The sequence below is a fragment of the Vibrio tritonius genome, from assembly GCF_001547935.1.
Classification (GTDB): Bacteria; Pseudomonadota; Gammaproteobacteria; order Enterobacterales; family Vibrionaceae; genus Vibrio; species Vibrio tritonius.
Genome location: NZ_AP014636.1, coordinates 1,395,896 through 1,409,779 on the forward strand (window position 1 = coordinate 1,395,896; position 13,884 = coordinate 1,409,779).

13 protein-coding genes are annotated in these 13,884 nt (G+C 44.4%); 8 read left to right on the forward strand and 5 right to left on the reverse strand.

Annotated elements, in window-relative coordinates; genetic code table 11:
• The first annotated feature begins 13 nt into the window (after positions 1–13).
• Positions 14–1,327, forward strand: a complete 1,314-nt coding sequence (locus JCM16456_RS21500; RefSeq protein WP_068718325.1) for a sensor domain-containing diguanylate cyclase — start codon at positions 14–16, stop codon at positions 1,325–1,327.
• Positions 1,328–1,334: 7 nt separating this feature from the next.
• Here the strand turns inward: JCM16456_RS21500 and JCM16456_RS21505 are convergent, their stop codons facing one another.
• The 3 genes from JCM16456_RS21505 to JCM16456_RS21515 form a co-directional block, all read right to left on the reverse strand.
• Positions 1,335–2,396, reverse strand: coding sequence for a S1 family peptidase (locus JCM16456_RS21505; protein WP_068718327.1), 1,062 nt, complete (start codon positions 2,394–2,396; stop codon positions 1,335–1,337).
• 265 nt (positions 2,397–2,661) lie between these two features.
• Complete coding sequence (gene gcvT / locus JCM16456_RS21510) at positions 2,662–3,798, reverse strand: glycine cleavage system aminomethyltransferase GcvT (RefSeq protein ID WP_068718329.1); 1,137 nt, start codon at positions 3,796–3,798, stop codon at positions 2,662–2,664.
• Positions 3,799–4,260: 462 nt separating this feature from the next.
• Positions 4,261–4,887: a helix-turn-helix domain-containing protein gene (locus JCM16456_RS21515; protein ID WP_068718331.1), complete on the reverse strand. Its 627-nt coding sequence runs from the start codon at positions 4,885–4,887 to the stop codon at positions 4,261–4,263.
• 625 nt (positions 4,888–5,512) lie between these two features.
• Between JCM16456_RS21515 and JCM16456_RS23925 the strand changes: the two genes are divergently transcribed.
• The 5 genes from JCM16456_RS23925 to glk all read left to right on the forward strand — a co-directional run bounded on the left by JCM16456_RS23925 (position 5,513) and on the right by glk (position 10,755).
• Complete coding sequence (locus JCM16456_RS23925) at positions 5,513–5,668, forward strand: hypothetical protein (protein ID WP_156430622.1); 156 nt, start codon at positions 5,513–5,515, stop codon at positions 5,666–5,668.
• Between the two features lie 198 nt (positions 5,669–5,866).
• Positions 5,867–6,265 (forward strand): glycine cleavage system protein GcvH, encoded by a 399-nt coding sequence (gcvH, locus tag JCM16456_RS21525; RefSeq protein ID WP_068718335.1) that lies wholly within the window; start codon positions 5,867–5,869, stop codon positions 6,263–6,265.
• A gap of 109 nt (positions 6,266–6,374) precedes the next feature.
• Positions 6,375–9,236, forward strand: coding sequence for an aminomethyl-transferring glycine dehydrogenase (gene gcvP, locus JCM16456_RS21530; protein ID WP_068718337.1), 2,862 nt, complete (start codon positions 6,375–6,377; stop codon positions 9,234–9,236).
• Between the two features lie 222 nt (positions 9,237–9,458).
• Positions 9,459–9,722: a hypothetical protein gene (locus JCM16456_RS23930; protein ID WP_156430623.1), complete on the forward strand. Its 264-nt coding sequence runs from the start codon at positions 9,459–9,461 to the stop codon at positions 9,720–9,722.
• A 64-nt stretch (positions 9,723–9,786) separates the two neighbouring features.
• Positions 9,787–10,755 carry a glucokinase gene (gene glk, locus JCM16456_RS21535; protein WP_068718339.1) on the forward strand — a complete coding sequence of 323 codons (969 nt, stop codon included), beginning with the start codon at positions 9,787–9,789 and terminating at the stop codon, positions 10,753–10,755.
• Between the two features lie 62 nt (positions 10,756–10,817).
• Here the strand turns inward: glk and JCM16456_RS21540 are convergent, their stop codons facing one another.
• A complete protein-coding gene (locus JCM16456_RS21540; RefSeq protein ID WP_068718341.1) occupies positions 10,818–11,171 on the reverse strand; it encodes a hypothetical protein in 354 nt (117 codons plus the stop codon).
• Between the two features lie 478 nt (positions 11,172–11,649).
• Between JCM16456_RS21540 and JCM16456_RS21545 the strand changes: the two genes are divergently transcribed.
• A complete protein-coding gene (locus JCM16456_RS21545) occupies positions 11,650–12,180 on the forward strand; it encodes an inorganic diphosphatase (RefSeq protein WP_068718343.1) in 531 nt (176 codons plus the stop codon).
• A 163-nt stretch (positions 12,181–12,343) separates the two neighbouring features.
• On the opposite strand, the gene JCM16456_RS21550 is transcribed toward JCM16456_RS21545, so the two are convergent.
• The gene (locus JCM16456_RS21550; RefSeq protein WP_068718346.1) at positions 12,344–13,105 is read right to left on the reverse strand and encodes a DeoR/GlpR family DNA-binding transcription regulator; all 762 of its coding nucleotides are present in this window, start codon (positions 13,103–13,105) and stop codon (positions 12,344–12,346) included.
• A 98-nt stretch (positions 13,106–13,203) separates the two neighbouring features.
• Here JCM16456_RS21550 and JCM16456_RS21555 point away from each other — a divergent pair, with 98 nt between their 5' ends.
• Positions 13,204–13,830, forward strand: a complete 627-nt coding sequence (locus JCM16456_RS21555) for a TIGR00725 family protein (RefSeq protein ID WP_197655230.1) — start codon at positions 13,204–13,206, stop codon at positions 13,828–13,830.
• Positions 13,831–13,884: the final 54 nt, after the last annotated feature.

The window sequence follows — 13,884 nt, forward strand, 5'->3', positions numbered from 1 at the left end:
GAAGTGTTTCATCATGATTCTTAATCAACCCTACATCACTAATACACCAGAGTTATCTTCATCATCATTGGAGTTAAAGTGCCTTTTCTTGGCGTTATGTATTGTGTTTTTAGTCAATACTCCAATGAGCTATATTAAGTCAGGACGAGAAGATGCGTTTGCTAAACAATTAATAGTGTTAGAGCACACCTACCTTATCCATGACAAAATATTGAGGCTACTATCATCGATAAGTAAAACCGACATCGCGCAGTCATATCAAAAAAATCCGAAACCTTTTAATGAGTTACGCGAATCATTTCTAGCATCCCAAGACCTTATTCAGAATATTGCCATACATCTTGTCGATAAACCTTCGGCAAAAACAACCAAAAAACCAATCAACAGCGCTTCTCCATACCAGCGGTGGAACCCGAACTATCCAACGCATAACTACCCTATTTATCACGATAAGCAGCAAATAGGTTCTCTATCGATAACGCTCAACTTATCTAAATTTGCCAATTATCAAGCACCTAACACCCTTGTATTAGACGATCAAAGCAATGCGGTAATGAGCACCTTTGGCCCTGTTACGCAAGGAAAACCGTTTGTTTCACTCTATCCACGCGCATGGTATGACTTACAAGCAACCCAAAGGCCGACAGGACTATTAGAATATGAAACGCGAAGCATCTCCTATCGTAAAGTTCACTTACCCGAAAACCGAACCCTATTCTTATTGCGCGTAATTGATAATAACGAATTAGTACCACCCTATTTTTATCTCATATTGTTTCTTGGTAGTGCACTGGTAGCAATCAGTGTCTACGTATATCGTATGCGCAAAAGTCGAGCAAAACTGACTCAGATGACATACTGCGACTCTTTATCTGGCCTATATAATCGCCACTATCTCACCAAAATAGTTGAACAAATATCAACACAACAGCATTACTGGATATGTATGTTCGATATCGACCATTTCAAACAGGTAAACGATGCCTATGGTCATGATATTGGGGATAACGTGATAAAACATGTCTCCCACATGATGAAAAATCGAGTACGTAATACAGACTATGCATTTCGTATCGGAGGCGAAGAATTCGTGGTGATTTTAAATGTGGAGAGTCTTGGCGATGCACTGTCTATAGTGCAACGAATCAGAAGCGATGTGGAGTATTATACAACAGGGCCTCAAGTTACTATCTCAGGAGGCCTATGTTGTTTTGATGGACAGTGGCAGGAGTGTCTAAAGCAGGCCGATACTCTTCTTTATCAGGCAAAACAGAGAGGACGAAACCAAATTTGTTATCCTCCTTTGCCGTTGAGCCAAGCCAGTTAAACTCTGTTCAATTCCTACGCCACCGAGCGACCACAACAAGGAAAAGGATTCCATACCATGTCACACTTCCACCACCGGAAGATGAAGACGCTGTGGAAACATTACTCGATGAAGAACTTGAAGATGAACTCGAGCTTGAACTACTTTCTGAATAGGCTTCACGCTCTTCATCCGTAGCGGTATATTTAGCCGTCACCTCGCCATCAATCACTTCTTGAATCCAATCTTCATAATCATAAACTTCCGTAAATACCGCATCGACACCTGAGCTGCCAATGGCTGAGCCACAAGTACTAGGACCAAAACTGGTGATCCCCACCTGAACTAAGCTGCCTGTATAGTCAGTATAAATCGGGCCACCAGAGTCTCCCGAACAGATCCCGTTGCTCAAGTTGGTGGTCGTATCGGTTTCACTGCCTTTAAAACAGAGCTGTGAATCATTGATATTCGCGAGATCACCTGAGCAAGTATCATTAGGCACATAATCCATCGAGGTTTCTAACAGTTCATCACTGACACTGCTGCTCGTTGACGTTTTGCCATGCCCGACAGCTGTAAAACTATAGTCATTGTCATCATCATCGGTTCCATCACTGCCGAGTCGATAGGTATCATCATCAGGCAAGGTGCTTGAACCGGACACGTTCAATTCCGACTCAAGCTCAATGATCGCGATATCATTGGGCCATAAGTTGGTTGATGAATATTGGTAATCATCTGGATAATAAAAGGATTTTGCCCGTACATAGGTGGCGTTACTTGGAAAATTAGATAGGTTATCCACTTGAGCTACCACGGTATAAAGCAAGTAAGACTCGTTGGGCTCGCTATCCTCATCGGTAACACAGTGTGCGGCAGTCAGTACGTGTGAAGAGTCGAGCATAGTACCACCACAGTACATACCATAAGTATAACCAGTGATGCTTTCTCGATAATAAAAAAGATTCACAAAGGCTGGATACGTTGACACAGTGGTCGATGTACCATTGACAATATAAGTCGATACATCAGCCGCATAAGCAGAAATGGTCGAGAGAAATAAAAGGGCGAAAAACGAAATGGATTTCATAACGAGAACCTAGCTTTTTTATAAAAACGAGATTATCTGAATCACATAGCTGGCTTAAACCGTTTTACATCAATTTACATTATACCCAAGTAACCTCAAGATGCGGTTTCAGCGAGATTGTATTCGCTTATAGGCAAGGCACCGATTTGAATACATAGTGATTCTAGGTAGAAAATATATGTACGCCACTGTAACGAAATCAGCCCCAATGGGGCTGATCTATTTTTAATCAAAATACAGATTAGATGAGTAGCTGCTGTCGGCGCTAGCCACGATAGTAACGTTGTGGCACAAAAGGCATTTTGGTGACTGTCATGGGAAGCTTTTTGCCTCGCACTTCTGCCAAAATTGCGGTGCCAATATCGGCATATTCAGTATCAACATACGCCATTGAAACTGGTACTCCCGCTGTAGGTCCTGCCGTACCACTAGTCACGATACCAATTCGCTCGCCTTGCGCTGAAAACAGTTCAGTGCCTTCACGAACCGGGGCTTTGGTTTCACCAACAAGACCAATACGTTTGCGATCAACCGATTTATTGGTGATTTGATCCAAAATAATGGCATCGCCTGGAAAACCACCAGCACGTTCACCATCGGCACGGCGTACCTTGCTGATTGCCCAAAGCAAACTTGCTTCAACTGGCGTAGTGGTTGTATCAAGATCATGACCATACAAACATAAGCCACATTCGAGACGTAAAGAGTCACGTGCTCCCAAGCCAATCCATTCCACTTCGTCAAAGGCGGTTAACTTACGCGCCAGAGCAGCAGCTTCGGCAGCGGGGACTGAGATTTCATAACCATCTTCACCGGTATAACCACTGCGGCTGACAATGCACTCTACGCCATCGATATTCACTTGCTGGATATCCATAAAAGACATGGTGCTCACAGCCGGTTGCAAACGTGCCAAAACCTCTGCAGCTTTCGGACCTTGGAGCGCTAACAAGGCTCGGTCTTCAATCACTTCTAACGATACGTCGGCTGGGAGATGAGCTTGAATATGAGCAATATCTTGCGCTTTACACGCCGCATTGACGACCACAAATAGGTGCGAACCCAAATTCGCAACCATTAAATCGTCTAAAATGCCACCTTGCTCATTGGTAAAAAACGCATAGCGCTGCTTACCCTCAGGAAGATCAAGAATATCCACAGGAACTAATGCCTCTAACGCTTTTGCGGCATTAACACCATGCAAGCGTAATTGCCCCATATGAGAAACATCAAATAAACCAGCGGCATCACGTGTGTGAAGGTGCTCTTTTTTAACTCCTAACGCGTATTGCACTGGCATGTCATACCCAGCAAAAGGCACCATTTTAGCCCCAGCTTCAAGATGCAAAGCATGCAGTGGCGTGTGAAGCAGTGAGTCGTGAGTTTCTGTCGCTTGAGTCATTCTTTTCTCCCTTTAATCAGACTCTTTATTTCTATCATGATAGGCCAACCGGATCGGAAAAAGCTTCTACGTATCGGTTTTCAACCTGTTGGGGCTGCATTTTGGCCACATCGAGACTAAGTATACCCAAATAACCACAGTCCATTTTTGTCTTCAACCTAGCAAAAGAGAGCTGATTAACATCGCAAACTTTTAACACTTGGAGAAATAAGACCGCCAGTTAAGTTTCCTATAGTAAACAAGAATGCTCATTTTTTCGCTTACAGACAAGCAAAATCTACCAATCATGATCACGTTTAACCGAAAGGATAAGACAAAGGTGGAATAAAACTAGAGAAAAGTGGTCAACAAAGGTACTTCATTGACCAACATAGAGAGGCCACTGATAAAATAAGTTTAAATAAACAGCAAGCAATCGATTGCTTTTACTATAGGAAACTAAAAAATGCAGAAATTAGAAGGCTATTTAGCGGTAACCCAAAGGATAAGCGCATCGTCATCACTTACAGAAACCAACATATGCCCCATGTTAGCATCGTAATAAACATTGTCTCCTGCGGCCAATCGCACTGGTTCATAAAACTCAGTGTAAAACATAACTTCCCCTTCCAATATCAATAAGAACTCTTCGCCATCATGACGAATCCATTCTCGGTATTCGTCAAAAGAGCGTGCTCGCACACGGCTTTTAAATGGCATCATTTTCTTATTTGAAAGCTGCGTTGCGAGTAATTCATGTTCATAGGTTTGCGTTGGATGAGGTTTCCCCGCTTCTTTTCTGGTGATATCTCGCCTACCTGTCGCAATTATTTTCTTTGGTGGTTCAAATAGTTGAGGCATATCTATAGCCAAACCATGTGCTAACTTTTGCATTGCTTGGAACGTTGGAGATATTTGCTCGTTTTCGATTTTACTCAATGTTGAACGGGCCAAACCGGTACGTTGACTGGCCTCTTCCAGTGTTAATCCCAAGTTGCCACGAATTGTTTTAATTCGTTCACCTAAACGCAAAGGTTCTATGTGGTTAACCTCGCCCGCTTCACGAGCTAAGGTCATCGATGGATACTCATCGTAAATTTCGTCGGGCATGCTTTCCTTCACGTCATCTTTCCTGTTTGGTTTCTGCCTTAATGTTGCATTAAGCGTGCGTAATAGCAAAGCAAAGTCACAGAATAATTCCGTGCGCCATGTATCAAATACGCACCTTATGTTTCCTATAGGAAATTTTTGTTTGATCATTTCTCACACGCAGAGTATGTTATCACCTTGTTAGGGAGCGGATTCTCCCACTGATTATGGATTTTTCGGCACAACTTTTATTTAACGGTTTGAGCGTGTTTTTAAAACCTCAAATAGAGTTAGTTGCCCAAGTTGATATGGACGTTTTTTGGTGAATTATTGCTTAACCACAATACATCTTGCGATACGAGTGCCCTCACTTCCCCGCATTAGTGCAAATGCCTTGACGCGTTTCACCAAGATGTTTCAACGTCCCGTTTTTTATTCCGGATCATTATGCAAAGTGCGCCGTCTTGAGCATTATTCTCATCAAGCTCATTACACCACTGAGCGGTCCAACTCATCGTATTTAAATAGCATTTCTTACCTTTTATTGTCTTTTTTGACCCAATTTTGCTCAACAACCACACCGCTCAAGCATTTTAATCTCAGTACAAACTCCTCTAATCAATCAGTGATCGGTGGCACAAACACCATGGCATATCTGTTGCAAACTGCCGAAGAAGTATCCCATCGAGTGAGTTCTACTTTTGGTGCTCAAACGGTTCGTGTCACAGCAAACCTGATGAATGTTATCGCTGTCGCAAAAGGGTCACTTTATCTCGGTCAGAAGCGCCTATGCTTAGGTTGAGCATGCAGTTAGGTACGCAGGTTTTCTTGCTAAGTAAACCTCATTTTGAAGTATTTCAGTTTAACGACTTTTTGAGAGACTGTGTGACAACCGCTAAAAACACGTTTTAGTCTTGGGCTAGGTTTAAAAGGGTTGGGTATACATAGTTTCGAAACGAATCATTTTTATATCGGTAAGCTTATTTTTGGAGATTAAGTAATGGATAAAACACTGAAGTTCACAGACAGCCATGAATGGGTCCGCGACAACGGGGACGGTACGGCAACGATCGGAATTTCTGAACATGCCCAAGAAATGTTGGGTGATGTTGTGTTTGTTGAACTGCCTGAAGTTGACAGTGAGATCGATGCGGGCGATACCTTTTCCCTCGTAGAATCCGTTAAGGCGGCTTCCGATATTTATGCACCAGTTTCTGGTGTTGTTATCGAAGTAAACGAAGAATTAGAAGACAGTCCAGAGCTTGTAAACTCAGAACCTTACGATACAGGTTGGATTGTTACGGTAAAAATGTCCGATCCAAGTGAGCTTAACGATTTGCAAAGCGCTGCAGAATATGAAGCTTCATTGGAAGAGGAAGAAGATGAAGACGACGAATAACATCGTCGTTTACATCTAGTGTGGATGGCCCGGAGAGACTTCGGGTCGTTTTTGACGTCACTATTTTCAACGACCTACCTCAGTAACGTTGTTGAGAAGGTAAGGAAACATGACTGATTTACTTCATAGCCTAAGCTCAGCCAACGAGTTCGTTACTCGTCATAACGGACCGAGTGAGCAGGACCAAAAAGAGATGCTCAATACAATCAATGCTGAATCGTTATCAGCATTGATTAAAGAAACCGTGCCAGCCTCGATTCGTCTTGAATCACCGCTCAAATTGACTAGCGCCCAAAGTGAAGCCGATATGCTGCATACACTGAAGGGATTTGCTCATCAAAACCAAGTAAAGAGAACGTTTATTGGTCAAGGCTATTACAACACCTTCACGCCAAACGTGATTTTACGTAATGTATTAGAGAATCCGGGGTGGTACACCGCTTATACTCCCTATCAGCCCGAGATTTCCCAAGGTCGTCTTGAATCACTATTGAACTATCAACAGATGGTCATCGACCTTACCGGAATGGACATTGCCAATGCATCGCTTCTAGACGAAGCCACTGCGGCGGCGGAAGCTATGGCCCTTTGCCACCGCGCGGGCAAGAGCAAAAGTCAGCGCTTCTTTGTCGCAGACAGTGTTCACCCACAAACCATCGAAGTGGTGAAAACTCGCGCTGAGTTTTTAGGTTTTGACGTGGTTGTCGGAGCGATTGACGACCTTGCCAGCGCAGATGTTTTCGGTGCTCTGTTGCAATACCCAACCACAACAGGCGATGTTTTTGACCTCACTGATATTATCGCTCAAGCACAAGCCAACAAAACGTTAGTGACTGTGGCAACCGATTTATTAGCTTCTGCTTTATTAAAACCAGCGGGTGAAATGGGGGCGGATGTTGTGATTGGCTCAGCACAACGTTTCGGTGTCCCAATGGGTTACGGTGGCCCACACGCAGCCTTTATGGCAACCCGTGACAAACATAAACGTACTATGCCAGGGCGCGTTATCGGCGTATCTATTGATGCCAAAGGCAACCAAGCACTACGCATGGCGATGCAAACGCGTGAACAGCATATTCGCCGCGAGAAAGCGACATCCAATATCTGTACTGCGCAAGCATTACTCGCCAACATGGCCTCTTTCTTTGCGGTATATCATGGTCCTGAAGGCATCAGAACCATTGCTCGTCGTACCCATCATATGACTGCGATTTTGGCTGCTGGACTAACCAAAGCCGGTTTCGAACTAGAGCACAATCACTTCTTCGATACCATTACAGTGATGACGCGTAACCGCACGCAAAGCCTTTATGCGACTGCGCAATCGCTCGACATTAACTTACGTAAATTTGATGATCGCTTAGGTATCAGTTTTGACGAAACCACATCCATTGAAGATGTGCACACGTTACTGACCGCGTTCGGTGCCATTGATTCCGCCTATGAACTCTCCAGCCGTATTGCTGAAAACGAGTATTCAGCCATTCCTGAAGGCTGCCTACGTACTTCGAGCTATTTAACTCATCCCGTGTTCAACACTTACCACAGTGAAACACAGATGATGCGTTACTTGAAAAAGCTGGAAAACAAAGACTACTCGCTCACTCATGGCATGATTCCTCTAGGCAGTTGTACCATGAAGCTCAATGCGGCGGCTGAAATGCTACCCATTACATGGCCAGAGTTTGGTTCATTACATCCATTTGTGCCCAAAGAACAAGCGGCAGGTTACACTGCATTAGCTGAAGATCTCAAAGAGAAGCTCTGCGTCATTACAGGCTATGATGCCTTTTCACTGCAGCCCAACTCAGGCGCTTCTGGTGAATATGCTGGTTTGATCGCCATTCAGCGCTATCATCAAAGCCGCGGCGACCATGAGCGTAACGTCTGTTTGATACCAAGTTCTGCTCACGGCACTAACCCTGCATCGGCAGCCATGGCATCTATGAAAGTGGTGGTGGTAAAATGTGACCATAACGGCAACATCGACTTAGGCGATCTTGCGGATAAGATCGAAGCTAATAAAGAAAGCCTCTCATGTATCATGATCACTTATCCATCGACTCACGGTGTGTATGAAGAGCAAGTACGTGAAGTGTGCGATATGGTGCATGCTGCGGGCGGTCAAGTTTATCTTGATGGGGCGAATATGAACGCCCAAGTGGGCCTAACTTCTCCGGGTTTTATTGGTTCAGACGTGTCTCACCTTAACCTACACAAAACCTTCTGTATCCCTCACGGGGGCGGTGGTCCGGGCATGGGTCCTATCGGCGTGAAAGCCCATTTAGCGGCTTTCTTACCGGGTCACGTGGAACACGGTATTGATGGTTCCAACTATGCGGTTTCGGCCGCAGACATGGGTAGCGCATCTATCCTTCCGATCTCTTGGGCCTACATCGCCATGATGGGTAATGAAGGCTTAACCAAGGCGACCGAAGTGGCTATTTTGAATGCCAACTACGTGATGGAACGTTTACGCCCACACTACCCAGTACTTTATCGTGGTAATAATGGCCGCGTGGCACACGAATGTATTATCGACATTCGTCCGATCAAGGAAGCCTCTGGCATCAGTGAAGAAGACATAGCTAAGCGTTTAATGGACTACGGTTTCCATGCGCCCACCATGTCATTCCCTGTCGCAGGCACTCTGATGATTGAACCTACCGAATCAGAAGATTTGGCAGAGCTAGACCGCTTCTGTGATGCAATGATTTCCATTCGCTTAGAAATTGACAAAGTACAAGCGGGTGAATGGCCTTTAGAGGACAACCCTCTGGTGAATGCGCCACACACTCAAGTCGATTTGATGAGTGCTGAATGGACACACGCATACAGCCGAGAAGTCGCCTGCTACCCATCACCTTACAGCAAAACGATGAAATATTGGCCAACGGTTAATCGCGTCGATAACGTCTACGGCGACCGTAACTTAATTTGCTCATGCCCAAGTATTGAGAGCTATGAGTAGTTAAATACGACTTATGCTAAAAAGACTAAGGGGAGCAATATTGCTCCCCTTATTTACATTAAAAGTGAGCTTGACTTGTGCTCGTTGATGAAGCTTTGAATTCTGCATCTTGAGGTCATTTGGGCATATAGATTGATCAACTCCCTATTTAGGGGTAAAAAACGTAACATATATCTGTCGTCTCACGTACAATTGGCTCAAACAACGACCCTATAAACCATTATGAACAACGTCATTTTCGCATCCTTACTCTGTGGACTACTGAGCGCATGCTGCTCAGCAGGCGGACAGTCTCAAAATACCGTCACGGTAGCAACGCCCGTACCAAGATCACATACACAAGAACGTGTGGCAGCGGGTGATCCTTCTGTTGAGGTCCAAAGTGCAACAGGAACACTCTCATCAGGCCCTTACATTCCGGTAAAAAGTGTCTTTTCACACACCAATAATGACGAATTTGAAAATGCTCAAGACGCAACACAATAACCTGTTGTCTTTTGGTAAACGTTGATCAAAAGTGGATTGAGTATTCATAGGTAACGGAGGATTTATGTCACAGCAGTATGCATTGGTGGGCGATATCGGTGGCACGAACGCTCGCTTGGCACTTTGTGCTTTAGATAACGGTCAAATCAGCCAACCCCTCACCTATTCAGGAGCGGATTACCCCAGCCTTGAGGTGGTGATAAAAAAATATCTATCTGAAGTGAATCAACAGGTGACCACAGCATGTCTTGCTATCGCTTGTCCGATCAACAGCGATTGGGTATCGATGACCAATCACAGCTGGGCATTTTCCATTCAGGAACTCAAACAACAGTTGCAACTCGAACGCCTCGAAGTGATCAACGACTTTACCGCTGTTTCAATGGCAATCCCCGCTCTTTCTGCGCAAGATTACCTGCAAATTGGTGGAGGACAACCTCAATCAGGAAAACCTATCGCCATCTTTGGTGCGGGAACAGGGTTAGGTGTCGCACATCTTATTCAAGTCAACAAGCAATGGCTTAGCCTCCCAGGTGAAGGTGGGCATGTCGATTTTGCACCTTGCAGCGATGAAGAAGACTCACTCCTAAAATGGTTACGTCAGCAATTTGGCCGAGTGTCGGCAGAACGTTGCTTATCTGGGCAAGGGTTGGTGCATATCTATAATCACCATGTTATTTCCCAAGGACGCGAACCAGAAGCATTAACACCGAAAGAGATCACCGAACTTGCATTAGCAGAGCAAAACCCTGATTGTGTTGCGACGCTATCACTATTTTGTGTGTTACTAGGACGTTTTGCCGGTAACTTAGCCTTGAATATGGGCACCTTTGGTGGGGTCTATCTTGGTGGAGGTATTGCACCACGCTTTAAAGAGTTCTTGCTCGCATCGGATTTTCGCAAAGCATTCGAAGAGAAAGGTCGCTTTAATGAATACTTAAATGCCATTCCGGTTTTTCTGCTCACTCACAAAGAACCCGGATTACTTGGTGCTGGAGCCTATTTACGCCAAGCACTAGGCAAAGCGCTTTAATATTAAATGTCCATGAATGAGTTAAGGGAAGGTTATTACCTTCCCCTTTTTCATCCGCACATTTAGGCAAGATATAACATAAACGCAGCGGCAAATGCTGGAATACCCGCAACGAAAAGCGTTAATCCGGTGCCCGCATCCATATAAGCCGATGCATTACCAATTTTAGTCAACTGACGGAACTCTCCATTGGCACGCACTGGTGCCGTATATCGGTCAAACCAACTAATCGTACTTTGCGCTTTCGCGCTTTTATCCGATACAAAGCCCGCTAACGCCCAAATAACTACCGTGATAAAGAAGAGAAAATCGCATAAATTCTGAGGCTTAAAAAGATCAACAACCTGCGATAAGCCATAAACCACCACAGCAGCAACCACGTTGATCCCCAATACCATCACTAACCATTTTTTCACGTATACATCCTTATCTTGTATTCTTCTCATCATTTTAATCCTCAGCAGCAATCAAATAGGGTGAATTATTTCTGAGCTACAAAAGATTGCCGCATTAAACACCAATATGAAACAAAATGCACCAATAAAACTCGATAATACAAGGACAGACACTTTAAGGGGGGCAAAGATAAAGTGTCTGTCCCCTCAAGCAGCTTAGAGGGACAGGCATCTTAAACACTAGAGCCGTCAGCTTAGAAGGACAGGCACCCTAAGTATTAGTTTTAGGTTAGAAGGACAGGCACTCTAAGTCGTCTTTTTCATATCGTTACTCTTTCAGGCATTGCGCTTTGGTTTGGGTCGCGTAAACTCAGTCGCGGATTTCTCTAAAATTGAGTGTCTCCATATTGAGCAGTTGCTTCATCGGTGGATGATTATCGTTACCGCTGAGTAACAAAAACTGTTAAAATGCGCGCGAAATATTGATAAGGAAGCTGAAATGGCAGATTTTAATAAAATTTTAACTCCAGGCGATTACGAAAATGGCCTAGTGAATGTAGTTGTAGAAATCCCAACTGGTAGCAACCACAAAATTGAATGGAACCGTGAGCTTGCTGTGTTCGAACTTGATCGTGTTGAACCACAGATTTTTGCAAAACCAACTAACTACGGTTTTATTCCGCAAACTCTTGATGAAGATGGCGACGAACTTGACGCACTAATCATCACTAGCGAACCACTAACAACTGGTATCTTCCTACAAGCTAAAATCATCGGCGTAATGAAATTCGTTGATGACGGCGAAGTTGATGACAAAGTTGTTGTCGTTCCTGCTGACGACCGTAGCAACGGTAATGCGATCAACTCTCTAGAAGATCTTCCAGCGCAACTTATCAAGCAAATCGAATTCCACTTCAATCACTACAAAGATTTGAAGAAAGCTGGCACAACTAAAGTTGAAAGCTGGGGCGACATCGCTGAAGCAAAAGAAGTTATCGCTGAATCAATCCAACGTTGGAACGACCAATAATCGATTGATGATGTTTAGTAACCTCACTCATTATTTAGAGTGAGCCGTTACATAAACGCACAATTAAAAGCCGCTAGCACGAAAGTGTAGCGGCTTTTTTATATCCATTTAAAGAGACAATCTTAGAAGGACAGGCACCACAAACTGCCCCAAAAAAGCTCTACTATCCTGCCACTTCTAGCGGTAATCCTGCCTCTTCAAACAGCACTTGGTATCGAGCATTTGGCGAAGAATCGGTGATGCACAGAGAAAAATCCTTGAGATGCCCAACCTTAACCGCACCACGTTTACAGAATTTGGATGAATCAAGTAACAAAATGGCTCTATCTGATGCTTTCATCATCGCCTTTTTTACCGCGACTTTTTCTGAGTCAAAATCCAGAACATAACCATTTGCATCGAGTCCAGAAGCACAAATTACGGCACAATCGGCGCTGTACGATTGAATGTCTTGGCAGGTTTTCGCTCCTGTTAAAGAGCCATCAGCACCGCGAATGACGCCCCCAGTCACTACTACCGAATGGTCCATTTCAAGTTGAGACAACAACAAAGCCGCTGACAAATTATGCGTAATAATTTGCTTATGGGGGAGCGACTCCATGGCACAAGCCAGTTGCTCACAGGTCGTGCCCGTATCAAGAAATAAACTATCAATCAATCGAATATGCTCTACGGCAGCATGCGCGATAGCCACTTTGGCTTGCGCCATCACCGAGGACTTAAAATTATGACCAAGGCGAACTTCTGGTTCAGCTTGTGTCACCCCGCCATGAAACCGCTGCAGAAGATTATCGCTACAGAGCTTTTTGATATCCCGGCGAATGGTCGGTTGAGAACAACCCAGCTCATGAGCGAGCAACTCGATGGAGGCGTAGCCTTGTTCACGTACGATTTCGAGCAATTTATTGTGTCTAACTTGGGACAAGCGATGATCTCCAAAGTGTCATATTGAGCATTTATGATCAAGTTTATCAGAGCCAACCAACAAGTTGCTCCTTTCAACTCAAGAGTCATAAAAAATTCATGAACACATTGTTTTCTATAGATAATTCGAATCACACACTGCTTTATAGAGCACATCCAACCCTCATTCGAGTCATCGATATGCAGTCGAGCTTTGCCCAAAAAGTCGTTCAATGTCGCGATGAGTTTGCTCTACTGGCGCTTCTTTTTGAGCATAACAAAGAGATTCAAATGCCACCTGTCGGCGTTATTGGTCCCAAAGAAGCCACCGATGAGCAATATCAAGTGGCTAAGCAACTCGGTCAGCGCTTAGCTCAGTTAGGGCTGACCATAGTATGCGGCGGGCGTAATGGAGTGATGGAAGCTGTATGTTTAGGTGTGCACCTTGCGGGAGGCCAATCGATCGGTATTTTGCCTGGAGACCATTGGACTGAAGCCAACCAATACGTCACCTTTCCTATTGTTACTAATATGGGGCCGACGCGTAACTCATTGATAGCTCAAACCGCTTTTGCTTTGATTGCCGTGGGTGGTGGTTACGGCACGTTAACAGAAATGGCATTTGGCTTACATTACAATAAGCCCGTCTTTGCTTTAGCTAATGCACCTGAAGTCGATGGCGTAAAATACTACGAAGATATTGAACCCATCCTACATCGTGTCATTGACGCTTTGTTGCAACGTTAAGTCAAACCGATAAATAAAGCTTCAACAACACGCAATCAAAGTGTCACATCCAAA

Excerpts from the sequence above, each read along its gene's own strand:
- JCM16456_RS21500 (WP_068718325.1), top strand. The coding sequence starts at position 14 with ATGATTCTTAATCAACCCTACATCACTAATACACCAGAGTTATCTTCA.
- JCM16456_RS21505 (WP_068718327.1), bottom strand. The coding sequence starts at position 2,396 with ATGAAATCCATTTCGTTTTTCGCCCTTTTATTTCTCTCGACCATTTCT.
- gcvT (WP_068718329.1), bottom strand. The coding sequence starts at position 3,798 with ATGACTCAAGCGACAGAAACTCACGACTCACTGCTTCACACGCCACTG.
- JCM16456_RS21515 (WP_068718331.1), bottom strand. The coding sequence starts at position 4,887 with ATGCCCGACGAAATTTACGATGAGTATCCATCGATGACCTTAGCTCGT.
- JCM16456_RS23925 (WP_156430622.1), top strand. The coding sequence starts at position 5,513 with ATGGCATATCTGTTGCAAACTGCCGAAGAAGTATCCCATCGAGTGAGT.
- gcvH (WP_068718335.1), top strand. The coding sequence starts at position 5,867 with ATGGATAAAACACTGAAGTTCACAGACAGCCATGAATGGGTCCGCGAC.
- gcvP (WP_068718337.1), top strand. The coding sequence starts at position 6,375 with ATGACTGATTTACTTCATAGCCTAAGCTCAGCCAACGAGTTCGTTACT.
- JCM16456_RS23930 (WP_156430623.1), top strand. The coding sequence starts at position 9,459 with ATGAACAACGTCATTTTCGCATCCTTACTCTGTGGACTACTGAGCGCA.
- glk (WP_068718339.1), top strand. The coding sequence starts at position 9,787 with ATGTCACAGCAGTATGCATTGGTGGGCGATATCGGTGGCACGAACGCT.
- JCM16456_RS21545 (WP_068718343.1), top strand. The coding sequence starts at position 11,650 with ATGGCAGATTTTAATAAAATTTTAACTCCAGGCGATTACGAAAATGGC.
- JCM16456_RS21555 (WP_197655230.1), top strand. The coding sequence starts at position 13,204 with ATGAACACATTGTTTTCTATAGATAATTCGAATCACACACTGCTTTAT.